The sequence below is a fragment of the Pedobacter sp. AW31-3R genome (assembly GCF_052180285.1).
GTDB lineage: Bacteria > Bacteroidota > Bacteroidia > Sphingobacteriales > Sphingobacteriaceae > Pedobacter.
The window spans coordinates 2,601,286-2,626,347 of record NZ_CP197475.1 but is presented as its reverse complement, the minus strand read 5'-3'; the positions used below and the strand labels follow the sequence as shown (position 1 = coordinate 2,626,347).

17 protein-coding genes are annotated in these 25,062 nt (G+C 41.8%); 9 read left to right on the top strand and 8 right to left on the bottom strand.

Features of this window, described 5'->3' with window-relative positions:
* Positions 1-41: 41 nt before the first annotated feature.
* The 5 genes from ACSBL2_RS10785 to ACSBL2_RS10765 all read left to right on the top strand — a co-directional run bounded on the left by ACSBL2_RS10785 (position 42) and on the right by ACSBL2_RS10765 (position 8,304).
* On the top strand, positions 42-953 hold the full coding sequence (locus ACSBL2_RS10785; protein WP_442591700.1) for a helix-turn-helix domain-containing protein: 912 nt from the start codon (positions 42-44) through the stop codon (positions 951-953).
* A gap of 318 nt (positions 954-1,271) precedes the next feature.
* Positions 1,272-3,860, top strand: coding sequence for a ligand-binding sensor domain-containing protein (locus tag ACSBL2_RS10780; protein WP_442591699.1), 2,589 nt, complete (start codon positions 1,272-1,274; stop codon positions 3,858-3,860).
* A gap of 81 nt (positions 3,861-3,941) precedes the next feature.
* Positions 3,942-6,305 (top strand): glycoside hydrolase family 31 protein, encoded by a 2,364-nt coding sequence (locus ACSBL2_RS10775; protein ID WP_442591698.1) that lies wholly within the window; start codon positions 3,942-3,944, stop codon positions 6,303-6,305.
* A 155-nt stretch (positions 6,306-6,460) separates the two neighbouring features.
* Positions 6,461-7,531, top strand: coding sequence for an OmpA family protein (locus tag ACSBL2_RS10770; RefSeq protein ID WP_442591697.1), 1,071 nt, complete (start codon positions 6,461-6,463; stop codon positions 7,529-7,531).
* A gap of 299 nt (positions 7,532-7,830) precedes the next feature.
* Positions 7,831-8,304, top strand: coding sequence for a hypothetical protein (locus tag ACSBL2_RS10765; RefSeq protein WP_442591696.1), 474 nt, complete (start codon positions 7,831-7,833; stop codon positions 8,302-8,304).
* A 233-nt stretch (positions 8,305-8,537) separates the two neighbouring features.
* Here the strand turns inward: ACSBL2_RS10765 and ACSBL2_RS10760 are convergent, their stop codons facing one another.
* Positions 8,538-9,194 (bottom strand): DUF6266 family protein, encoded by a 657-nt coding sequence (locus tag ACSBL2_RS10760; RefSeq protein ID WP_442591695.1) that lies wholly within the window; start codon positions 9,192-9,194, stop codon positions 8,538-8,540.
* Positions 9,195-9,892: 698 nt separating this feature from the next.
* Between ACSBL2_RS10760 and ACSBL2_RS10755 the strand changes: the two genes are divergently transcribed.
* Together ACSBL2_RS10755 and ACSBL2_RS10750 are read left to right on the top strand one after the other, a co-directional pair.
* Positions 9,893-10,462, top strand: coding sequence for a DUF6088 family protein (locus ACSBL2_RS10755; protein ID WP_442591694.1), 570 nt, complete (start codon positions 9,893-9,895; stop codon positions 10,460-10,462).
* Positions 10,463-10,476: 14 nt separating this feature from the next.
* Positions 10,477-11,454 carry a nucleotidyl transferase AbiEii/AbiGii toxin family protein gene (locus tag ACSBL2_RS10750; protein ID WP_442591693.1) on the top strand — a complete coding sequence of 326 codons (978 nt, stop codon included), beginning with the start codon at positions 10,477-10,479 and terminating at the stop codon, positions 11,452-11,454.
* 278 nt (positions 11,455-11,732) lie between these two features.
* Here the strand turns inward: ACSBL2_RS10750 and ACSBL2_RS10745 are convergent, their stop codons facing one another.
* The 3 genes from ACSBL2_RS10745 to mnmE all read right to left on the bottom strand — a co-directional run bounded on the left by ACSBL2_RS10745 (position 11,733) and on the right by mnmE (position 15,253).
* Complete coding sequence (locus ACSBL2_RS10745; protein WP_442591692.1) at positions 11,733-12,482, bottom strand: metallophosphoesterase; 750 nt, start codon at positions 12,480-12,482, stop codon at positions 11,733-11,735.
* 251 nt (positions 12,483-12,733) lie between these two features.
* The gene (locus ACSBL2_RS10740; RefSeq protein WP_442591691.1) at positions 12,734-13,750 is read right to left on the bottom strand and encodes a virulence RhuM family protein; all 1,017 of its coding nucleotides are present in this window, start codon (positions 13,748-13,750) and stop codon (positions 12,734-12,736) included.
* 132 nt (positions 13,751-13,882) lie between these two features.
* Positions 13,883-15,253, bottom strand: a complete 1,371-nt coding sequence (gene mnmE, locus ACSBL2_RS10735; protein WP_442591690.1) for a tRNA uridine-5-carboxymethylaminomethyl(34) synthesis GTPase MnmE — start codon at positions 15,251-15,253, stop codon at positions 13,883-13,885.
* 101 nt (positions 15,254-15,354) lie between these two features.
* Between mnmE and ACSBL2_RS10730 the strand changes: the two genes are divergently transcribed.
* A complete protein-coding gene (locus ACSBL2_RS10730; RefSeq protein ID WP_442591689.1) occupies positions 15,355-16,464 on the top strand; it encodes an AI-2E family transporter in 1,110 nt (369 codons plus the stop codon).
* Positions 16,465-17,226: 762 nt separating this feature from the next.
* Here the strand turns inward: ACSBL2_RS10730 and ACSBL2_RS10725 are convergent.
* The 3 genes from ACSBL2_RS10725 to rocD all read right to left on the bottom strand — a co-directional run bounded on the left by ACSBL2_RS10725 (position 17,227) and on the right by rocD (position 22,189).
* On the bottom strand, positions 17,227-19,827 hold the full coding sequence (locus ACSBL2_RS10725; RefSeq protein ID WP_442591688.1) for an alpha-L-arabinofuranosidase C-terminal domain-containing protein: 2,601 nt from the start codon (positions 19,825-19,827) through the stop codon (positions 17,227-17,229).
* Between the two features lie 137 nt (positions 19,828-19,964).
* Positions 19,965-20,924, bottom strand: coding sequence for an arginase (locus ACSBL2_RS10720; protein WP_442591687.1), 960 nt, complete (start codon positions 20,922-20,924; stop codon positions 19,965-19,967).
* 5 nt (positions 20,925-20,929) lie between these two features.
* Positions 20,930-22,189, bottom strand: a complete 1,260-nt coding sequence (gene rocD / locus ACSBL2_RS10715) for an ornithine--oxo-acid transaminase (RefSeq protein WP_442591686.1) — start codon at positions 22,187-22,189, stop codon at positions 20,930-20,932.
* A 132-nt stretch (positions 22,190-22,321) separates the two neighbouring features.
* Between rocD and ACSBL2_RS10710 the strand changes: the two genes are divergently transcribed.
* Positions 22,322-22,774, top strand: coding sequence for an Lrp/AsnC family transcriptional regulator (locus tag ACSBL2_RS10710; RefSeq protein ID WP_442591685.1), 453 nt, complete (start codon positions 22,322-22,324; stop codon positions 22,772-22,774).
* A gap of 294 nt (positions 22,775-23,068) precedes the next feature.
* Here the strand turns inward: ACSBL2_RS10710 and argS are convergent, their stop codons facing one another.
* A complete protein-coding gene (argS, locus tag ACSBL2_RS10705; RefSeq protein WP_442591684.1) occupies positions 23,069-24,850 on the bottom strand; it encodes an arginine--tRNA ligase in 1,782 nt (593 codons plus the stop codon).
* Positions 24,851-25,062: the final 212 nt, after the last annotated feature.

Genomic DNA, 25,062 nt, shown 5'->3' with positions numbered 1-25,062 from the left:
CTTTGAGGTTTTACTGTTGTAACTTTAATTGTTTATACACCATGAAAATCATTAACTCCATTTCAGAATTTCACCGCCTGACCTCTTTACCTGAGCCCTTACACCCATTGATCAGTGTGATCAATGTTGCGGACATCCGGTACCAGGAGCACGCCCTATGGGGCACATTCGCTTTAGACTTTTATTGCATTTCCCTAAAAACAAACATACGCGCGAAAGTGAAATATGGCCAGCAATATTATGATTACGATAAAGGTATGATGACTTTTGTTGCCCCAAAACAGATCCAATCCCTTGAAATTTCCAGTCAAGACCAACTGCAGCAGGAATCAGGAAATGGGTACGCCTTATTGTTCCACCCTGACTTTCTATATAAACATCCGCTCGCCACAGTGATCAAAAACTATGGCTTCTTTTCCTATGCAGTTCATGAGGCGCTCCATCTTTCAGCCCGTGAAGAGCAGAATGTCGCTGAGCTATTTATAAAAATCGCAGAAGAATACCAATACATTGACCGGCATACTCAGGATATCATTCTCTCTCAGATTGACCTCCTTTTAAACTACAGTAATCGTTTTTATGAGCGACAATTTATTACCCGAAAAGCGGCAAACCACGACCTGCTGACCAGGATGGAACAATTGATTGACACGTATTTTGACCAGGAAGAATCCTTGCACAAAGGCCTCCCATCTGTTGAAGGCCTTGCTGAACAACTTCATGTATCTGCTCATTATCTAAGCGATATGCTACGCTCACTGACCGCAAGGAGTGCCCAGCAACACCTGCAGGATAAACTTATTGAAAAGGCAAAGGAATACCTTTCTCTCACCGACCTGACTGTTGCCCAGATCGCCTACCGTTTAGGCTTCTCCTATCCCCAGTCTTTCAATAAACTTTTTAAAAAGAAAACGGCCCTGTCCCCGTTGGAATTCCGCCAGATGCTCAATTGAAAAAGCATTACAAATGATCAATGCGTATAAATCTATCAACCAGCATCCTCTACCTGGCAGCACAACATTTTTTTGCACAGCTTTTGAAAGTTCCAAAACCCGGATTTATTCCTAAAATTCTAATCCTCAAAACCCGCAGCTGCGATTATTTGAAAAAGAAAAACCAAGTTATTTTCCTGATATTAGCAATCGATTGTTTTGGATCGGCGCAATTTTCATAAACATGTTTATGGAAGCTATCCTACTGTTTGCAACACAAGCTGAAGACAGTATTCCATTATTTATCGACCAAATCATAAACCAGTATTCACAAAATAGATGAAGCTAATAATCCGGGTAACTGCAATCTTTCTGCTCACATTTACAGTCGCTAAAGCTCAGGATCTTGTTTTTTCCGCCATCAATGTTTCCCAAGGATTAAGTGACAACCAAATACGCTACATCATTCAGTTGCCTGATGGCAGAATGGTTTTTAAAACAAGTGGCAATTTGAATATCTATGATGGCGCACATTTTAAGTATCTCCACCAGGATGCAGGACAACTTTATCCTCTCAGTGCTTATGATGGTTTCTACCGCATCTACCAAAGCAGGGATTCCATCCTGTGGATAAAAGACAGCCATAAACTGATGTGTGTTGATTTGCGTACTGAAAAGTATGTCCAGGATTTAGGAAGCTATTTCAGAAAGATAGGTTTTAAAACAGCTATAAATGATGTATTTGTAGATGCAAGAAAACGTTTATGGCTGCTGATAGACGGCAAACTCCTACTTGAAGATCATTCCCTGGCACTAGACATTTCAGCTCATGAGGGTATGTTACAGGATTTAGCCACAGAAAAGAATAACTTATATCTCTTTTACCATACCGGAGCCGTTGTATGTTATGACTTAAAAACAAAAAGAAAGCAGTACAGTATTGCTGCCTATCCGGCAACACAACAGGTTAAATTCGGGCGCACCTCGCTGGTTGTTAAAGGAAAAAACGGATTTTATCAACTCCGGAATGGCAGCATGGGTGGTTTTTTCTTTTTCGACATCCGGGATCGCTCCTGGCGAAAAATCCTGGAGACCAGTTATACCCTCAACACTTTAGTCGTTAATGCAGACGGAACGGCATCTATCAGTTGTGCCACTGGCATTTGGGTAATTGATTCCGGAAGCGGGAAAAAGCGCTACCTGCCCTTATTAAAAAAAACAGACGGAACTACACTGAATACCGAGATCAGCACCATCTTTTATGATAAACAAGATGGCCTTTGGCTAGGAACCGTAAACCAGGGACTACTTTATTACCACCCTTCACGGTACACCTTTACCCATGTGGGGCGATCGCAGTTTCAGAAAACCTGGTCAAAGGATATTGTCGTGCAATCATTTGCGGAAGATCATTCCGGAAATATATACCTCAAATGCCAATCTGAAATCTATCGGTACCATCCAAAGGCAAAGAATAATATCTTATCAGGCCCCATCACGCCTTCTTCCCTGCCGCAGGAGATATCCGAAAAATTCCGTCAAAAAACATTGACTGATCACCTGAGTAATGAGCACAGGGCAGAACTTACCGATATTCATGACCGCCGATGGATAGGAACAGCAGATGGCTTAAAAGTTATAGATCCCCAGACAAAGACTGAGCGATTTTTTTATACCAGAGATGGATTATCCAATAATTTTATCCATGCTCTACTTCAGGACCGCTACCACAATATCTGGATAACGACCAGCTATGGGATCAACAAAGTTCAGGCAGCATCACCAGACAGAAAGATCAATTTCATCAAATTCGGTCCGGAGGAAGGAACATTGAAGGAAGAATATACGGATGGCTCCGCTTTCGAGTCCGCTAACGGTACTCTTTATTTTGGTGGCATCAACGGATTCAGCATACTGGAACCGAAAACCCTCAAACAAAAAAGGCTACCATTCAAACCCGTTTTCAGCAAGCTGTTTTTAAGGGGAGAAAAGGTCGAAATAGGGAAGCGATACGATGGACGCATCATTTTGCAAAAAAGTACCGCTTACACCCAATGCCTTGAACTGTCCCACGATCAGAATTTCCTGACTTTTGAATTTTCAGCCCTCAATTATCAAAATCCTTCTCAAACTTATTACAGGTACCAGTTGGAAGGCATAGATAAAAACTGGATAGAAACTTACGGCAGGGAGGAAAATGGCAATATGGCGACTGCCGGCATCCTGACTAAATCTTATACCAACCTCCCACATGGAAAATACAGGCTCAGGATCATGTCATCCAACAACAATCGTGACTGGAAAGCTCCTGCCACAGTTCTACAGTTGACCATTCATGCGCCATGGTACAAAACTACCCTTGCCTGCATACTGTTTATTAGCTTTTCCTTCCTACTGGTTTTTGCGATGCTATTCCTTTACCTGCGTTATACCAGGAAAAAACTTGAACGCATCCACCGCGAAGACATCCTGCTGCTTAGAATTCGAAACCTGATTGACCAATGCAACAATCTCCAGGCGGAAAAAGAAATCCAGCAGGGAACGCCCCATCCGGACTCCATCAATTCAGAACCGGATACAAGGCAAAACCAAACTGAATCGGCATTCCTGGCGAAGGCCCTCATGCAAGTAGAGAAAAATCTCCATGTCTCCAACTATTCCGTAGAACAACTCAGCCGTGACCTCCATATGGACCGTACGGGCCTTTACCGCAAACTGATTACCCTGCTGGACAAATCCCCATCCCTATTCATCAGGAATGTCCGCCTGGAGAAAGCAGCGGCCTTGATTCTGGAAGGAGAACTCAATATCTCCGAGATCACGGAAAGGGTTGGCTTCAGCAGCTCTAGTTATCTGAGCAAATGTTTTCAGGAGAGATACGGCTGTCGTCCTTCAGAATACGTCGAAAAAACAAAAAAATCAACCTGATTACTGTTTTTTTCAACAGGATTGTTATCTCCAAATCGCTCCCTGAGATACTTTTGCCTCATCACACAACCAAATACAAATATGATTGGCAACATTAAATTTCTTCAAGCAGTCCGGCTTTTTTTAGCGATTGCGTTATCCTTCGTAACCCTACAGGTGACTGCACAGCAGATCCAACGGACGCAGCAGGGGCTGCAATTTTCAGCGCAGCAAATGGATATCCGGATTGAATTCTATACTGAAAATATTGTCAGGGTATACAAAACGCCCATTGGCAAACCCTATTCTAAAAAAAGCCTTTCGGTCGTCAGTCAGGCAAAACCTACATCGGTTACCTCTGAAAAAAAAGGGGGCAACACGCTCCTCAAAAGCAGTGCTTTACAGGTAGAAGTGAATACGGAAACCGGGGGAATCTATTTTTATGATTCATTGGGTAAGGAGCTGCTCAAAGATAAAGACTATGGCACACAGTTTTCGCCATTGGATGATGCAGGTAGCCCTTCATTCAAGGTCAGGGCTGGTTTTCTGCTCGATCAGCAGGAAGCAATTTACGGGGTTGGCCAAATCCTGGATAACAAATTCAACCGGCGTAACTCCTCCCACCATATGCAAAATGAAAACATGTCAACCTATTCCCCTTATTTTCTATCTGTAAAGGGATATGCTGTCTTGTGGGATAACTATTCCATCTCGGAATTCAATGATAATCCCCAGGAACTGTCTTTCGAGGGGATTGGCCACTGTTCAGATTACTATTTTATGTATGGGCAGAATGCGGATGGGGTAATTTCAAAAGTCCGCGAACTCACGGGAAAGGCGCCGATGCTTCCATTGTGGGCTTATGGATTTTTCCAGAGCAAGGAACGCTACCATACGCAGGAGGAAAGCCTGGATGTATTAAAAAAATACCGTGAATTGAAGGTACCCCTGGATGTGGTCATCCAGGATTGGCGTTACTGGCCGGAATACGAGAAGTCGGACAGCGCATGGAACTCTCAGAGTTTTGATAAAGAACGGTTTCCTGATCCAAAGAAATGGGCAGATGAAATCCATAAGCTAAATGCAAAACTGCTGATAGTTACCTGGCCAGGTTTTGGGCCGAAAACGGAACAGCGGAAGGAATTCGACAGTAAGAAAATGATCATCAACTTCGATACCTGGCCACCGAAAAGTGGGGCAAGACCTTACGATGTGTATAATCCAGAAGCCCTTGACATTTACTGGCGCTATTTAAATAAAGGGATATTCAGTGCTATCGGGAATGATGGCTGGTGGCTGGATTCAACGGAACCAGACCACATTAATGCAAAAGCTTCAGATTTTATGCTCCCAACATTCCTGGGCAGTTACCTCAGCGTTAAAAATGCCTATAGTTTGATGCACAACAAGGGTATTGCCACGCACCAGCGGGCAAGTAACGATAAGAAACGTGTAGTGATCCTTACCCGATCAGGATTTATCGGGCAACAGCTTTATGGTTCCAATACCTGGAGTGGAGATGTGAACTCTACCTGGGACATGTTTGAAAAACAGATTCCGGCTGCCCTCAATTATACGCTAATGGGAATACCGAACTGGAACAGCGATATCGGTGGCTTTTTCGCCGGACGCTGGCAAAAAGACGGAGGAAACAAAAATCCAGAGTTCCAGGAACTATATGTACGCTGGATGCAGTTTGGTGCCTTTAGTCCCATGATGCGTTCCCATGGAACGGAATTGCCCCGTGAAATCTGGAACTTTGGTGATCGTGGCACATGGTGCTTCGATGCACAGGAGAAATCCATAAAATTGCGCTATAGCTTGCTGCCTTATATCTACAGCACCTCCTGGGAGGTGAGTAAAAACAACGGCACATTTATGCGCCCCCTCATCATGGATTTTGTTGCAGACCAGAAAACGCATGAAATAGGCAATGAATACCTGTTTGGACGTTCTATTTTGGTCGCTCCGGTTACCCAATATCAGGCAAGGAAATGGCCAGTTTATTTGCCAAAGGGAAGTGACTGGTATAATTTCTGGACAGGGGAATATATTTCCGGGGGACAAACGATCAATACTGAAGCAGCTGTAGACATTGTCCCTTTATACATCAAAGCAGGTTCTATCCTTCCTTTCGGGCCGGATGTGCAGTACTCAACAGAGAAAAAATGGGATCAGCTGGAAATACGAGTTTATGCCGGGGCTGATGCTGAATTTGTACTTTACGAAGACGAGAATGACAACTATAACTATGAAAAGGGCATTTATTCTACGATCAGGTTCAAATGGGATGATGTATCGGGAACCCTCAGCATAGAAGACAGGAAAGGCAGTTTCCCCAAAATGCTCAAATCAAGAAAGTTCAAAGTCACTTTAATCAGCAAAGACAAACCAACAGGGGTTTCAAGTTTGAAAGATACAAAAACTATTTCCTACAGAGGAAAACAAACAAGGTTGGCACTATAGCGTCTGGGAAAGCTATGGTATAAAACCAGGGAGTTTCTTTCGTTGGCAATCACAGACCTAACATATTGTTAAGCCGGTAACGTAATTTTTTTCTACTGTATAAATTTTTAGGCATTTAATGGAATGATTTATGTTACCTTAAGATAAAAACCAATATGAAAACAAACTTTATACCTGGAAAGATATTTTTAGCCCTGGCGTTTACAGTTGCAATGACGGGCTGCGGTTCTTCCGATAAAACAAATAGCGATGAGGCAGACTCTGTAGCAACAACATCTACAGCAACTGCGGCATCTACGGCTGAAGATCCAAAGGCAAATACAGAAACCTTCAAAGATTTCGACTGGAGCACCATTCCAGCATCAACTGCTGAGATTGGTGCTTTCCCTTACCTATCTGCTCCTGCAGGTTTTTACATACAGGAAAAAGACAGTTATGATGAATCGAAAAATGGCTATTCTTACCTGTCCGATTTTAACAAGCTGATTATATTTAATGGACAGTATTTCTATAATGCAGAGGGAAAGGTCGCAAAACTAAAATTCCGTATGAAAGGTGAAGGTACGGAATGGAACCAATATGGCTTTGACACAAGTGTTGAGAAGTACCTGGTTAGCATTGGCGCTAAATTATTGGGTAAACTGAAAGTGAGTAATGCACAAAAAGAATTTTTAAACAAGGATGATGACATGGCCATCTATAAACATATTGTGGGTGACCCTTATAATGAACCCGTGAGGTTTTATGCATTGAACCATTCGAAAGGAAAAATTATGTTCCAGGTGTTTTCCAATACGGCCAGCGGCGAAGTCGGTGTGGTGGAGTTAGCTGCCTTTGAGCAAACCATAAAGGCACCTACAGCAGTGCAGATGAAAAAGGATATTGATGTGAATGGAAAAGCGATCTTACATATCAACTTCGATACGGACAAATCAAATCTGCAACCTGATGGGCAGAAAGTAGTGGACGAGATACTGACGCTGATGAAAAGTAACGCTGGTCTCAAAATCGCTATTGAAGGCCATACTGATAATGCGGGTTCAGCTCAACGCAATAAAGACCTTTCCGCAGCACGCGCAAACACGATCCTGAAATCATTAACTTCAAGGGGTATTGATGCAAACAGGCTGACTTCGGCTGGATTTGGTGCAGAGCGACCATTAGTTGCGAATGACAATGAAGCCAATATGGCGAAAAACAGACGTGTTGAGCTGGTGAAAAAATAGCCTAAGGAGTCTACTCATCAAATTAAACCGGGGAAATATACTCCTTAAGGGGATATGCCGGCGTGTTTCAATTGAGAAGTGAAGGGGATTAACAAGTGGAAGTGCAGAGAATAGATGATCAGATCAACAATACGAATAGCCTCTTCCTGCTTTGGGAGAGGCTATTCGTTTCCTTGATAGTGTAAAATGAGCTTTCCCAGTTAAAAATTTAAGAACATGGTTTTTTAACTCTAGTTTAGGATTTAAAAATTTAGGATTTCATGATAATTTGATAGACTTATACCATAAACTTGATCCATATGAAAAGAATATTTACAGGTCATACCAGGGTACAATTGATGTTATTTTTGTTATGCCCTATTGCGCTAAATTTCTTGAATTCCTGCAAGGGTGAGGGAAAAAAAATAACTGTCAACGGGGTTACCTATACCAATTACAATGTCAAGGCAAAGGACACTACCTATTATGACATTAAGAATAACAAGTACAAATTCCTGGGCATGATTCCTGATAGCTTACGTACGTCTGAGCAGCAAAAAGTGATAAATGCCATCAAAGATATCCTGCTTAACGGAGTGGCTGTAGAAAATAACAAGCAGGTCTTAAAGTTTAGTAAGGAAGAATGTGCTGCCAGAGGCCTACCGGCAAACTATTATGAAGAATTGAAAAATAATATACGTACGAATAATTCGTATTTTGAAGCATATGGTATCAAGGATGTTGCCGGGATGAAAGCTGAGCAGGATTCCAGTTTAAAAGGCCAAATAAAATAGTAATCAGGTTATATAATCATAATAATTTTAGGGCTATAGCTTTCGTCTTAGGGAAGGAACCCACACTTAAAGGTTTATCCAAGAAAATATCTGCCTCCGGTTGTTAGAAGGTGGATAAAATTTGGTGTTCATTGCGGTTAGTTGTATGTATAAAATGAGATTTATTGGTAAAAGAAGTCCGGCCAGTTCAGCTTCTGGCCAGGACTTCCAGGGATATTCCTTAACCATGGCAACTAAGCAATAAGTATATGTTCGCCGAGATAGGTATCTCTGGAGACTGTCTTCCCATCTTTAGAAAGGAAAAACATCCATGCATGGATCGTGTCCCCGGCAAACCTGGAATGAAATTTCACAGAATGGTTCCGATCGCCCCTTACAGCCATGCGGCTCCGGTTCAGGAACATCTGCGTGTTTTCACCATAAAAAATGATCATGGCATAATCGGTATCACGCAATGCCCTCAGCGCATCATCTGCATCCTCCGAGGCTCTCCAGGTCAATTCCAGGATCCTTCCCGTCATGGAAATGACTTCAGTATCAAATATCGAAGCCCTTTTCACATTGGTCAGCCTCAGCTTGCTGAAATCAAGAACGAAGTTTGGTGATACCCCGGTTACCACATTGTCAAGGTGGTAACGTACTGCCCTGTTCATTGCTGAGCAGGATTTATTTGTAGATTTGTAACCCACCTCGATGGTTGTTGCGAGGGCAGACATAAATTCTGTGACCAATTTGAATTTGCTTCGCTGGTCGATCTGCGATTGCACCGCAGGCTTTGATGATTTTTTTGGTTTTGATTTGACCACTTCCTTGTTGCGGTACTTGCATAACACTAATGGCCCAACTGAGCCTGAAACACTTCCTAGTATTCCAATTTTTAAGATTCCCATTTTTTAAGATTTTAGAATTTGAATTAATCTGTTAATTGAACGCCTCTACTCCCGGTAGGTTGGATTCGTTGGGTCAAACGTACGGTAATAATTTACAATCGCTTCATTTTCAGAGATCCGTGTCTTCATTTGTGTTTGTTTGTCTTCATTTGTCTGGTGTGACAGGACATGTCTCGTTCCAGAAAAGGCTGTATCATTCCAAGAATGCAGGAATTGTGAATTGGCAAACAACCAGGTGGATTCAAAGATCCCCCCTGAACTGCAGGATACATGGAGCAGAATCGATCGGGGAAGGTGCCTTTCAACTAAGCCTCAGGTACGGGCTAGGTACCACCGAAAATAACTAGTTAAAAAAATAGGCTCGTAGCTCGTACCTAACCCGGATCGGAATGGCACCTTGCCCGAAGACGTACCGAATCTTTTATGAACACGTACCCCGTCCGGCAGGGTTCAATTATTTGCAACCGACACCTCAATTATCTGAATGGGTTTCATAAAATAGGGTACAATTTGGGATGTAATGTCTATTCAACAGGAGATTGTTTTCAGGATTTAACCCCTGAACTGGATGACCTGGGTGGTTTGCAAAATTGGTCTGTAAAATTATAAGACCCACCACAACATTGCATGAAATCTGACCGTATTTCATGCATTTCTCTAGAGACATTTGTTATATTTGTATTGGAAGGATTAAGAATATGACAAAAGCGGAAACTTTGAAAAAACATTTGCGCCGTGGAAAAATATATCGACGTGCCGATCTGGAACAGTGGTCAAATTCTGTTGATCGCGAAGTAGCAGAACTTGTAAAAGATGGGACACTCCAAAAGGTCGCTACAGGGATATATCATTATCCAAAAACTAATGCTTTTGGTAAAGAACCACCTCAAGAGGCTGAATTGATACAAAAGTTTCTGAAAAGCAACAAGTTTCTAATTACTTCTTACAATCATTTTAACGGTTTAGGGCTCGGAACTACGCAACTGTACAATCAAAAGATAGTATATAATCATGTAAGAAGCGGTGAATATAAACTGGGCACCAAAAAATTTATGTTCAAGAAAAAAAATACATTTCCTGACAAGCCTACAAAGGAATTTATCTTTATTGATTTGGTAAACAACCTAAATAATCTCGCTGAAGATCAACCGAAGGTTTTGGAAAAGGTTTATCAGCAGGTTTCTAACCTTGACTCAAAATCTTTCCAGGAAGCTTTGCACCAGTACGGAACACCTAAGACCAGAAAATTACTTGCAGAGGTACTTTAAACCAGTTAAAAAATATGTCTGAACAATATTTACATGAAAGAAAGGACTTTGAAGTTCTTCTTTCAACCCTCTCAGAAGAACTGGCCATCTTACCTGCACTCATTGAAAAAGACTATTGGATAATGCAATCACTCAATGGACTGCATTCCTGCGGTCTTAGTTTTGAATTAAAGGGAGGCACATCACTTTCTAAGGGTTATAATATTATTGAACGCTTTTCTGAAGATATTGACCTCCATATTAGTCCGCCCCAAAAATTCATCGAAGAAACACAAATAACTGTCAACGAAAATCCTGGCGCTACTAGCAAATCAGCCATCGCTAATCGAGAAATTCTTTTCGACTGGCTTGCACAAAATATACAAATAGATGGAATTACCGAGATTGTTCGTGATAAAGCTTTTGATGATGAAAAATTTAGGAGTGCCGGTATAAGACTGATTTATCCGACCTTATTTGATCCGGTTCCGGGGATCAAGGACGGAATATTACTGGAAGTAGGTTTTGCAAAAGTTACGCCTAACTCTCCCCTTACAATAAGTTCGTGGATGTACGATAAAGCAGTTAAAGCCAAGCTTAAAATAAGGGATAACCGTGCCCAGGATATACGCTGCTACCACCCGGGTTATGCACTTGTTGAAAAGTTGCAAACCATATCAACTAAGTACAGGGCAGACCAATCCGAAGGCAAGAAAGATAAAACCAGGGTGAATTTTATGCGACAATATTATGATGTCTACAATCTATTGCAACAAGATGCTATAATTGAATTTATTGGCACTAATGAATATCGTGAACACAAAAAATTTTGGTTCCCAGAGGCTGATCTAGTGATCCCAATCACAAAGAATCAAGCATTTTTATTAGAGAATGAAGAAACAAAGGCGGATTACAAGGATCGATATGCTTCTACTTCCGCATTGTATTATTCTGGTCAACCTGATTTTGACGAAATGATAAAATTTATCGGTACTTTTTTAGACAGGTTATAGAGCTGTGCTTTGCATAATCTTGGACTTTTTTAAATTGGCTGCTTTGCCCATCCTGTCCATTTCCGGCAATGATATTTTGCAGTGATACGATGCAGAATGCAATGCCAATTGATCTGCAGCAACTTGCAAATATCGATGTACAAATTAAGGTACAAACTTTCTAAGCTACCCTCCGCTTTGGCATTAGTTCAAGCGAATGTCAAAAATTGAGAATTCTCCATTGCTTGTCTTTAATCAGGAAATATGGATCGGTGAACCAAAATATAAGGTAACATCAGTTATACTATATATTCATTATAAAGTTCCGAAGTCAAATCGGATTGCCAGAAAGCCTTGGTCTCCATATCCATAATAGTTAAACGACCAGAATTCCCTGCACCGGTATCGAGATTATAAATATTAAATGCATTTAGCGGTTTGTCAGAATTGAATTTTGTAGTGGGTGTATGACCGATGTAAATTTCCTTAAAATCAGCTTCGATGCTAAACGGCATTCCACTTTTTTGATTGCGGAATGCACTTTCCCATAAACTTCTGTCCCAATAATAATCTTCAGTATTTTGAGCTAGGAAAGGAAAGCTGGCATTGAACCCGGCATGTACAAAACATCTTTGTTCCTGATCAATATAATAAGGCTTTTGATTGCTGAAGAATGCTTTATGGCTTTCCGGGATATCCTTAGACTCCAATGCACTTTTATATCCACTGGCTGTCCGGAATAAACGGCCGCTTTTCCCTGCATGATCCAGATAAGACAATAACGTGCCCTCACCACCATGGTTCCAGAAATAAGGATGAAATTCTGTTTTAGAGAATTCATCAAACCAATCGTCATGATTACCTTTGATTATGATCAGATGTTTGATCTTTAGTAATTCCTCTACGCACTCGTAAGATTCGGGATATCTATCTACTACATCCCCCAACTGAATGAGCAGATCGTTTTCATAATCAAAGCCCGACTGCTGGAGGCATTGTTTTAATGCTTTATATGCACCATGAATATCTCCCATCACCATTCTTCTCATGCTAATTGTTTTAACCAGATCTTATTCAAAAATAAGGCCTTAATGTAGTTAAGATGGAGAGAATAAAATATTTTTATTTTTCTAACACACAATTTCTTAAGGGCAATATATCCAGGCAAATGCCATAAATCATATGCATTACAGGAGATATTGTACTGACTATAAGGTTTCTTATAATACCAAATAATATTATGAATCTATTTCAGGCGCATTTAATTTAAAATAATTCTCAACCTATTAATAAGGCCGTTTTATTTCTTCGGTAAATTCAGGATTTTTTTCTCAAAGTCGCTAATAAAATTTAGATCCTGAACTATCCGAAACTTTTCGTATTCTTTTTCGGCAAGTTTTAAAGCTACATCATGCCTTACTTTACCAGCATCTTGCAGAACCTGATACTCATTGAAATCTAAAAAAGCATCTAATTTATTAATCCAGTCGCCCATTTTCATAGGTATTTGTCTGGCAGCCTGATTTTCAGCATAGTCGAGATACATACTGACTATCCTTTCCAAATCTTTGATTTCTTTTTCTATCAGGTAGTTTTTTGCAATGCTAATATCGCCTTTTAAAACTTTTCCTCCGGGAGCATTTTTAAATGTTTGTAAACCCATATAAGGTTGATCAGAATTTGCTCTTTCTGCTATAATTTGAGCGGCAGTTTTCCCAGATATTGCATAATGTAATTTATTCTGCACGGTCTTGAAAAATGTCTGGGTTATCTCTGCCTCTTTATTATAATCAATACTACACTGCTCATAGATATCAGTTATTTTCAAATAAAATCTGCGCTCACTCGCCCGTATTTCTCGAATACGTTGCAGAAGCTCATCAAAATAGTCCTTCCCAAACTTCTGCCCCTGTTTAAGACGCTCATCGTCCAAAACGAATCCCTTTATCATAAACTCGCGTAATAACTTGGTTGCCCAAATACGAAATTGAGTAGCCTGAAAGCTATTTACACGATATCCAACTGCTATAACTGCATCAAGATTATAGAAATCTACCTCCCGGGAAACATCCCTGGTACCTTCTTTTTGAACTACTCGAATTTTTCGAGTAGTTGAATCTTCTTCTAATTCACCTGTTTTATAAATTTCTTTTAAATGATAATTAATTGTATGGCTTTCAACACCGAAAAGTTCTGCCATACGCTTCTGACTAAGCCAAAATGTTTCATCATTAAATACAACCTCAATATTAACGCCCCCAGTTGGTGAACTGTAAAAAATAATATCCGAAAATTGAAATGAGTGGTTATCTTCCATTTTTAAATTGAGATTATTGCCATGGAATAAGTCAGCACAAATAAACCAAGGTTACTTATTTTAATTGATTAGTTAAATTACCTGAACCGAGCGTCAACAAATAAACAAAGATAATTATTTAATTTTAAAGAACTATTTGCCGATGCAAAACTTACTAAATATATTCTCCAGCAAATCATCCGTCGTCACTTTCCCAGTAATTTCCCCTAAATAATACAGCGCCTGCTTAATATCAATCGCCAAAAACTCCGAAGTCACCGGATTAACCAAACCTTCACTCACACTATTCAATGAATCCTGAGTCCTTCTCAACGCTTCCACATGCCTGATATTCGTCACCATCGTATGGCTCTCCGACAGCTTATCCCCCACTGCAGTCTCGTACAACAAACCCTTCAAATCTTCAACATGCTGATTCTCCTTCGCAGAAATCGCCATAAACTGAATATCTGATGGCAACTCCAGCTCCTTCAGCCGATCCGTAAAAGTCAAATCAATCTTATTCGCAACCGCAACAAAAGCAATCCCCGGTTGGTACAAACTGGCAATATCCTCCTGAATCTCGGTAACCGTCAGATTCACCACATCAAAAACATACACCAAAACGGCCGACTGGCTAATCTTCTGCATCGTCTTCTCCACTCCTATCGCTTCAATCGTATCTGTAGCCTCGCGTATACCCGCCGTATCAATCAGCCTGAAGTTAATACCATTGATATTTAAAACCTCCTCAATCGTATCCCTGGTTGTTCCTGCAATCTCACTCACAATAGCGCGGTCCTCATTCAGCAAAGCATTCAGTAAAGTCGACTTCCCGGCATTTGGTCTTCCGGCAATAACCGTATTAATCCCTTCCTTAATCACATTTCCCAACTCAAAAGAACGGATCAGCTTACTCAGCACCAGCGTAATCTTATTGATCAGCTCCTGCAACTGGTCGCGGTTCGCAAACTCCACATCCTCCTCAGAGAAATCAAGCTCCAGCTCAATCATGGAAGCAAAATGGATCAGCTGCTCACGCAAAACATTCAGTTCATTACTGAAACCTCCGCGAAGCTGATTCATGGCCACACTATGTGCCGCCTGGGAATCCGAAGAAATCAGGTCAGCCACTGCTTCTGCCTGCGACAAATCCATCGCTCCGTTTAAGAAAGCACGAAGGGTAAACTCTCCAGGTTTAGCTGCGGTAGCTCCCTTCCTGATCAGCAGGTTAATAATCTGCTGGATAATATAATTTGATCCATGGCAGGAAATCTCCACCACATTTTCCTTTGTATATGACTTCGGCCCGACGAACAAACTCACCACCACCTCATCGATAACGATGTCACCATCCTTAATCAATCCGAAGTGTAAAGTATGCGTAGGTTGGCTTAACAGGTTTTTCCCGCTGAACACGGAATTCGTAATCTCAATCGCAGCAGCACCAGACAAGCGGATTACGCCTATAGCTCCCGATCCGGGAGGAGTAGATAACGCTACAATTGTTTCATTTGATATCATGTGTATTGACTTAGATTTAAGAATACGCAAAACTAGCCAAACATTTCGTACCTTCTCCTGTTCTAACATCTAAATTTAACACAAGAATTACAATGAATGAAATGCCAATAACCGTTAAGAGATCAATTGAATTACTGGGAGTAGTGTTAGTCGGCGCCCTTTTTGTCATAGGCAGCGATATCATCATGCCCGTAATCATGGCATTTTTTATCAGTATCATGCTCGTTCCGATTTATCGGTTCCTAAGAAAACACAAAATTCCTGAAGTATTTGCAATTGTCCTCCCTATCCTGATCGTCGCCATCTTTGTGGGATTGATTGTATGGTTTTTCACCGCCCAGGTCGGAATGCTGGTTGCAGATTTTCCGCAAATCAAGAAAAATGTGTCCCTGCATCTCCATGCATTAAGTGAGTGGATCAGCAATATCAGTCATTATTCACCTACAGAGCAGCTTGCATTTATCAATAAGAAGAGTAACGATCTATTGGCAATGGCAGGAAATGCCGCCAGTGGAGCAGCAGTCACACTGAGTTCAGTATTCGTCTTTGTAGGCCTGTTGCCCATATATATTTACCTGATGCTTTTTTATAAAGATATTTTATTGCGCTTTATCTTCATGTGGTTCAAAAAAGACGACCATCCAAAAGTAAAGGAAGCTATCTATGAAACAGAGTCTATTATCAAAAGTTACCTGGTGGGATTACTGATTCAGGTGACTTATATGACGGTATTACTGGGTGGAATTCTCCTGTTATTGGGTATTAAACATGCTTTACTGATCGGTGTGATCTTCGCAATCCTCAATTTAATTCCTTATGTAGGTGCCCTATTGGGTAACATTATCGGTGTATTGCTGACCTTAACTGCAGCAACCACGCTGACACCAATTATTACAGTACTTGCCGTGATTGCAGGCGTACAGTTTCTGGATAACAATATTCTCATGCCAAGGATCGTAGGTTCAAAAATCAAGATCAATGCACTAATGTCCATCCTCGGAGTGGTGATTGGCGGCAGCGTAGCCGGGGTTTCAGGAATGTTCCTCTCTATGCCAATCATTGCAGTGATGAAGATCGTATTTGACAGAACAGATATGTTTAAACAGTGGGGTGTACTTTTCGGGGATGAAAGACCGGCTCGAAGTCCCATGACTTTTCCAACTTTCAGAAAAAAAGCTACGGTAAAGACCACTGGTGGCGTCGAGGAATAGCTCCCCATTCCATACATCCAGCTTGAAAGAAAAAAGGGAAGTTACGTCAGTAACCTCCCCATATTTAGGTGTGTTGTTTTTGGCTATAATTATATGACACAGAAAATTATCGGATAAATATAAGACAACATTTTATTTATAACAAAATATCTATAAAAATATTGCTGCATAATTTAACCATCACCTCCCTATCCCTCATTACAACTACTTTGAAGCAAAATACACGTCTATCACTCCACCCTCAATAAATATACAAAGAGCTGTAAGTTCAACTCCTGCTCTTTGTATAGGATGAAATATGTAAGATAAAAAACGATCTGGTAAACCACTTGCCAACTATTATTGCCGATAAACATAAAAATTACCGATAGGATTAATAGCTTTTTAATCCTTTTAGAAATAAGGATCATCTTCTGCATGCCACGCATTAGAAACAGAATGGTGTAAATAAAAAATTGTGTGCTGGATAAACACGAGGAGGAAATATCCGGAATGTATACGAATCCCTGAGAATTTGAAAATCCGTTCACAAACACCATACAACACTGAACATCAACAATTTTCAGTGTAAAATCGGATTACTGCCTGCTGTAATGACAAAAAAAATGCCCCAGAAAGTTAAATACTTTTTGGGGCACTGTAATGATATTATTTGAAGGCAAATTATATGAACACCCTCCATTTATTGCTTTCATTCGTCCTTCCTTAAACGGAAGCTTTCCACTATTCCTGTAACAAATAAAACAGGCACAGCAGCAGTTTCTATTTTGCTTTGATCCTGATAATGGTAAAAGAATATCCGGGTAAGTCAACATTAAACTGGTCAGACACCGTAAAATCAGACACCACCGGACTCAACTGTTTATCCGAGGGTGTTCCCTGTACTACTGTCCGGGTAGATTTTGCACCTGCAATAGCAAAACCATTCAGGTCTACTTTCGCATCAACTTTCACAGGCAAAAGATTGACTAATTTTACAATAAGGTCTTTACTGTCTGCATCCCTGACAAATGAATAAGCAATCCTGTTCTTCACAGCATCCTGATCGCTGTTTACACTTTTCTCAGCAGGCACATAACTGTTCCCCGAATTATTTCCATATAACTTTTGAATTTGATAACCCGCTGTAGGTTTCACCTCAGTGTTATTGAAATAAATCAGGTTCGGATTCCACTGGGTATGTCCTTCCTTCGCCAGTAAAGGTGCATAAGATGCCATACTCACCACATCCCCATTGCGCTCAAGAGAGGTCATATAGAGCGCTTCAGAAAGCGCTGTTTCCAGGTTACTCGGTCTTCCCGGCAGGAAAGCAGCATACTCTCCAAGATAAACTTTAGATTTCGACCGGTCATACCTATCATAAAAATCCTGATTATGAATAAACCAGGCAGCATTCTGATAATAATGCTCATCCACCATCGGAACCTGTAACTTTGTAGCCAAATCCCATCCTGCCTCATAATCTGATCCTTCGGAATTTGGCCCTGCGGTGCCAATAACCGTAATTTCCGGATGTTTCGCTTTCATCGCATTAAAGATCATCGTAAATCTTTCTTCAAAAACATCACCGATTAAATCTTCATTACCGATGCCCACATATTTCAAATGGAAGGGCTTAGGATGTCCCGCAGCAGCTCTTTTTTTACCCCATGGAGTACTCACATCCCCATTTGCCCATTCAATCAGATCAAAGATATCCTGAATGTACGCATCCATCTGATCCATTGGAATTCCTGCCTGCTGACCAGCCCCGCCTGTGGCTGAATTCTGACAGGGTACGCCCGCAGCAATAACAGGAAGCGGAAGCGCACCGATATCCTCGCAAAACTGGAAATATTCGAAATATCCAAGACCAGCAGTCTGATGATATCCCCAAAGGTTACGCTGTGGCGTACGGCTCTCCAATGGCCCGATTGTATTTTTCCAGCGGTAGATGTTTTCTATGCCATCCCCATGTGCCACGCATCCACCTGGAAACCTCACAAAGCGGGGATGGATATCCGCAACGGTCTGTGCCAGGTCCAGCCTTAAGCCATTTTTTCTGCCCTTAAATGTTTTACGCGGGAATAAAGAAACCATGTCCAGCGCCAGCTTTCCGCTGCCTTGGGGTTTTATGGTCAATACGGCATCAGCCGCATCTGCAGTGGTGACCAGCGTGGTTTTTAAATTCTTCCAACCACCAGAGGCTAAATTTATCTTAGATTGGGCCAATACCTTTCCGTCTTTGCCCACCAGGCTGACTTCCAAAGCAGTAAACTTTCCCTCCAGTGCTTTCGCAAACAGGCTAAAGTCGTAACTTTCTCCTTTCCGCAGGGGAATACCATCGAAACCCGAATTTTCCAATACCACACCCGACTCCCGTACATGTAGTACTGCATAATGCGGATTATTGGCATGGATCGGAGCTACAGAATCAATGCTGAAACCCGAAGCCTCCCCTCTGACTTTCCAGGAATGACTGCTGTTCCAATTCTTGTCACGCCCTTCCTTATCACTCAGCGCATATTCAAAGTCACGGTTCTGCACAAGCTCAGCATATAAACCACCGTCTGCCGCATAATTGATATCCTCGAAAAATATCCCGGTCAACAAGTCGCTGATGGGTTTTGCCTGTTTAGGTTGAACTGTAAACGTTGTCTTGACATCCTTTAAACCGGCAAACCTTTGCGGATCATCCGCCATCAGCTCATTGCTTAACTGTTGCTTATATTGCTTCAATTCATAAGTTTTGATCAGCTGGTCAACCAGCGACCAGGCCACACGGTGTTTCTGCCCCTTTACTTTACCTGAAGCCAAAGTAATAGATATGGCCGGATCAGTATATTCCGAAGAGCGGATTTCCTTCACCGGACTGTAGGTCTTAAAATCCTGGCTGCTGAACTGATAATGTTTACCTCCTTTGTCTGCATAACTAACCAAATAATTCTTATGGCTGGCATCGTACTTTACCACAGGAAGCAAAAAGCTTGTCCCCTCTTTCACCAAAGGATAACTTTGCGGTTTCCAGTGAATTAGGTCGGCCGATGTGGCAATGGCAAATGAATTGTCGCGGTCGTTCACACTCCATACACATTGCCAGCTTCCATTCGGACCCTGCAATAAAAACGGACTATACATTCTTTTTTCTGATCCCCAGCGGCCATAATCTGAACGCAGGTAACTGTATTCATTTCCTATCGCATACCATTCCGAACCATTTCGGCTCCAGGCGAAGTGTAATCCATTTTTGTTCTCATTTTTATCCGTAGTGTAAGAGAAAAGATAGACAGAATCCGGTTCATTTGTTTTTTTATATCCGGCTGTGGCTGATTGCTGAAACAGTGAAAAGACTGCCAGGCTCAATAAGAAGTATAATTTGGTCATGACCTAAAGTTAGAGAAATTATTTACCAAAAGAATAATGCGTAACAATTTAAGCACAAAGGGCAAGTTACTGTAGGAAGTAACTTGCCCTTTTAACCTGAAAATACAGGCAATAGCCCATCAGCAAACGCCAAAAAATCAAATGACGGCTTCAATAGATTCGGTCACGACTTTCAGGATGTCAAACGTCACCTCTGCCATCCTGTTTCCCTTGCTATCCAATAAAGGATTGACTTCCACAATCTCCAGGCAGACCAATTTCCCGGAGTTGATGAATTTTTGTAGGAGCAGGATGATCTCGGCGGGGTCAAACCCTTTGGGTACCGGTGTACCCGTACCATTGGAAATCAACTCGCTATCCATACTGTCTACATCGAAAGACACATAGATGAAATCACACCCGGCCAGCTGACCGTATACTTCATTCACACAATCGTCTATGCCACGTTCGCGTACTTCTTCTACACGGTATTTTTTAATATTTAAATTGGCGATCAGTCTGTCTTCTGGCTCTTCGGTATCCCGGACGCCAAAATAAATTAAATGTTGCGGCAATACCTTTGGTTGCTGTGCCCCTGTGGCCTTCAGCTTGTTCCAGTAAAGTACCGTTTCCTCGTCCACTTCATTGATCCGGCAATCCAGGTTATCTTCATTGATGACCGCAGCGAGTGGCATTCCATGTAAATTACCAGAAGGTGTAGTATATGGGGAATGCAGGTCAGCATGTGCATCAATCCAGATGACCCCTAGTGTCTTATCCGGAAAGGCAGACTTTATTCCCGCAATGGTACCAATCGCAGAAGAATGGTCTCCCGAAAATACCATAGGGAATTTATTGGCCGACAAGGTTTCTTCTACCGCAATCGCCACCCGTTTGCACTGGTGCAAAACTTCTTTTATCCTTTTGCCATATGGGCTGAAATTAGGATCATATACGGAATTGTTCCGGGTTTCCACATCCACATAGGGATACTTGTTAAAGAATTGGTTTCCCTGATTGATCGCAGCAATCTCTATTGCATCTATCCCCAGATCAGAACCCCTGGTGCCTGCACCGATATCAGACCTGTTTTTGATAAGCTCAATTGTTTTCTTCATAGCAATTAAGCAAACCTGGCCAATGATTTTTCTATAATGGACAAACATTCATGGATCTGCTCCTCATTAATGACCAAAGGAGGTGCCAGCCTGATTTTGTCGCCATGCGTTGGTTTCGCCAGCAGGCCATTGGCCTTAAACTCCATACAGATATCCCAGGCCAGGTGTCCATCCTCAGCACCATCAATCACAATGGCCGAAAGCAGCCCCTTGCCCCTTACTTCTTTAATTAGCGGTGAGCGCGTTGCAATATCATTCAAGCCAGCACGGAAGACCATGCCCATCAAATGCGCATTGTCGGCAAGCTTTTCATCGATCACCACCTGCAGGGCTTCCAGGGAAACAGCACAGGCAAGTGGATTGCCTCCATAGGTAGACCCGTGCTCACCCGGTTTGATGCAAAGCATAACCTGATCATCTGCCAGAACAGCCGATACCGGAAGTACACCGCCGGAAAGGGCTTTCCCCAGGATAAGGATATCCGGTTTGGAACTGCTGTCACTTTCATCTATCGCATAGGAAGCCAGCATCCGGCCAGTCCGTGCAATACCAGTCTGTATTTCATCAATCACGAACAATACATTGTATTCCTTGCATAAGGAACGTATCCGGGACAGGTAATCTTCATCCGGAACCACTACCCCTGCTTCACCCTGTATAGGCTCCACAATAAATCCGGCTATATTTTTATCTTCTTTTAACAATTGTTCAAAAGCATCCACATCATTATAGGGAACCCGTACAATCCCATCAACGAAAGGCCCGAAATTCTTCCTGGCACTGTCATCATTGGAGGCTGATATCACAGAAATGGTCCGTCCGTGGAAATTTCCATCCGCAAAGACAATCTTTGCCTGATCCGCAGCCAAGCCTTTTACCTCGTATGCCCATTTCCTGCACAGTTTCATGGCCGTTTCTACCGCCTCAACCCCGGAATTCATGACCAGCGCTTTTTCATAGCCAAATAATTTGCACAGGTATTCTTCAAAATCACCCAGTTTATCGCTGTAAAACGCACGGGAAGTAAGCGTCAGTTTCTCGGCCTGTTGCTTCAGGGCATGAATAATCCTTGGATGGCAATGACCCTGGTTTACGGCAGAATAAGCAGACAGGAAGTCGTAATACCTATCGCCTTCCACATCCCAGACGTATACTCCCTCTCCTCTTTCCAGCACTACCGGAAGAGGATGGTAATTGTGCGCACCATAATTATTTTCCTTTGCTATAAAAGCTTCACTTTTTGTTACTTTTGTTACTGTTTCCATTTTTTGGATGTTTTTACGATCATACAAATGTATGATAATAAATTAAAAAACACCAAAACAGACCAACTTTGACTTTTTACAGCATCAATTTAATCAAATTTAACTTTTAACTATTTCCTAACCCTACAGACAATGAATCAACTTGATGATTTTGACATACAGATTTTAAAGCGTCTTGAAACCGATGGCCGCATGGCCTATTCTGCCATTGCAGCTGAACTGGGAGTTTCCAATACCATGGTCCACCAGCGGGTAAACCGGCTGACCGAACAAGGAATACTGACCGGCATTAAACCTGTATTGAATGAAAAACAATTGGGGTATGACTGGGGAGCTTTTACGGGACTGACCCTGGAAAAGGACCATGATTCCAACAGGATTATAGAAGAATTGAAGAAAATACCTGAAATCACGGAGTGTTATTATATTACAGGAGGGTATACGCTGTATCTTAAGATCATTGCGAAAGACCATGCCCATATGCGGGATGTCCTGTACAGTAAAATTGACAACATTCCCGGAATTGCCAAAACGGATTCTATTATTGAGCTGGGCTGCGCATTTAAACGCAACGTTATTTTATAAATTACTTTATAAATTCTTGTTTACCAGCAGAAAAGAAGCGGTATCATTAACGAAACTAAGCCTCTGGGAATTGAATATTTGAAAATGCTTCCGTAGCAGAGTACGGGTAAAAACAACTAGAAAGAGGGTGGTCATGATTGATGATACACCCTCTTCTTTTACTTTTAGGAATATCCCCCTAAGGGAATATTTTGAACTTTCCCAGTCCCTCCGTTTCCAGGAGGAGACAGCTATATTTCTATGTGTGAAACGCTATATTTCCATGAAAGAACACAGCTACATTTATCCTTCGTATTACATCCGCTCAGGAACCTGGATCCCTAAAATTCTCATGCCCGATTTCAGGATATTCGCCGTTACAGAACTCAGGTTTAACCTGTGCTGTTTCAGCTGCAGATCTTCTTCCTTTACAATTGGCGGAATTTCATGGTAGAACTTATTGAACATCTTGGCTACTTCATACACATAATTGGCCAGCATCGCAGGACTGAACGCTTTTGCCGCAGCAGTAATCTCAGCCGGGTATTTCGCCAGCAGGATAATCATTTCCAGTTCTGTTTCCGATAAGCTGATCTGTTCATCCACCGTCTGCCCCTCCTTAAAATCAGCTTTGCTTAACAAGGACTTGATCCTGGCATGGGTATACTGGATAAAAGGCCCCGTATTTCCCTGAAAATCGATAGACTCCGCAGGATCAAATAACAAACGTTTCTTAGGTTCTACTTTCAGCAGGAAGTACTTCAAAGCACCCATTCCGATATTGTAATAAAGCGTATCCTTCTCTTCTTCACTAAAATGATCCACCTTACCCAAAGCCTCTGTCTTCTGCTTTGCAGTAGCAACCATTTCAGCAATCAGGTCATCGGCATCAACAACAGTTCCTTCACGCGATTTCATTTTCCCACTCGGTAAATCCACCATTCCGTAAGATAAATGGTACAATCCCTTCGCCCAGCTTTTGCCCAGTTTGTCAAGGATGAGGAACAAGACCTTGAAATGGTAATCCTGCTCATTTCCTACCACATAAATAGACTCGTCCATTCCGAAATCATCGAATTTCATCTGTGCTGTACCCAGGTCCTGCGTAATGTATACTGAAGTACCATCAGCACGCAAGACCAGTTTCTGGTCTAAGCCATCAGCAGTGAGGTCAATCCATACCGAACCGTCTTCCTTTTTGAAGAATACCCCTTTTGCCAGTCCTTCTTCTACCGTATCTTTTCCTAAAAGATAGGTGTTGCTTTCATAATAATATTTATCGAAGTCGACCCCCAGGTTTTTATAGCTAATCGCAAAGCCATCGTATACCCAGTTGTTCATCTTTTTCCAGAGACTGATCACCGCATCATCACCCGCTTCCCAGGCCAGTAGCATCGCCTGCGCTTCTTTAATCAATGGCGCATTCTTTTTCGCTTCCTCTTCCGTCTGCCCTTCCAGCTTCAGTGCCTCAATTTCTTTTTTATATTCCTTGTCGAAAATCACATAGTATTTCCCAACCAGGTGGTCTCCTTTTAAACCGGAACTTTCCGGGGTTTCTTCATTGCCCCATTTCTGCCAGGCCAGCATCGACTTGCAGATATGAATCCCACGGTCATTCACCAGGTTTACCTTATACACTTCTGCTCCGTTGGCTTTCAGCAATTCAGAGACAGAATACCCCAACAGGTTGTTACGTACGTGCCCTAAATGCAAAGGTTTATTGGTATTCGGTGAAGAATATTCTACCATGACCTTTTTCCCGTTTGCTGCGATCGTCCCGAAATCAGGTTTCAGCAATGAGGTGTTGAATAAATTCACCCAGTATGTACTGGCCACACTCAGGTTCAGGAAGCCTTTAATGACATTGAATGCGGTCACTTCTTCAATATGCGCGACCAGGTATTCCCCCAGGTCATTTGCTGTAGCTTCAGGAGATTTTTTAGAGAACCGTACTACAGGAAAGACTACAATCGTAATCTGTCCCTCAAATTCGCTGCGCGTATCCTGAAGGTTTACCTGTGCCTCAGGCAAATCCTGCTGATACAATTCTTTTACTGCTTTTACTGTCGCCGTGACTATATGTTGTTCGATATTCATAATTCTATTCTTTTCTAGAGCCAGTACAGCCCCAATCTTCTATTTTAAAGATATTCCTCCTCTAGCAAATCCTCCCCTTCAACCGTTAAGCAGCAATAACCGCAGTTACTTCCTGAAATCAGGAAAAACATTTACGCTACAAAATCTTGCTTAACTTGTGTAATTTTTAGATTCTTAATCATAAAAAAATGACGAGTGTATGCTAAAGTGAT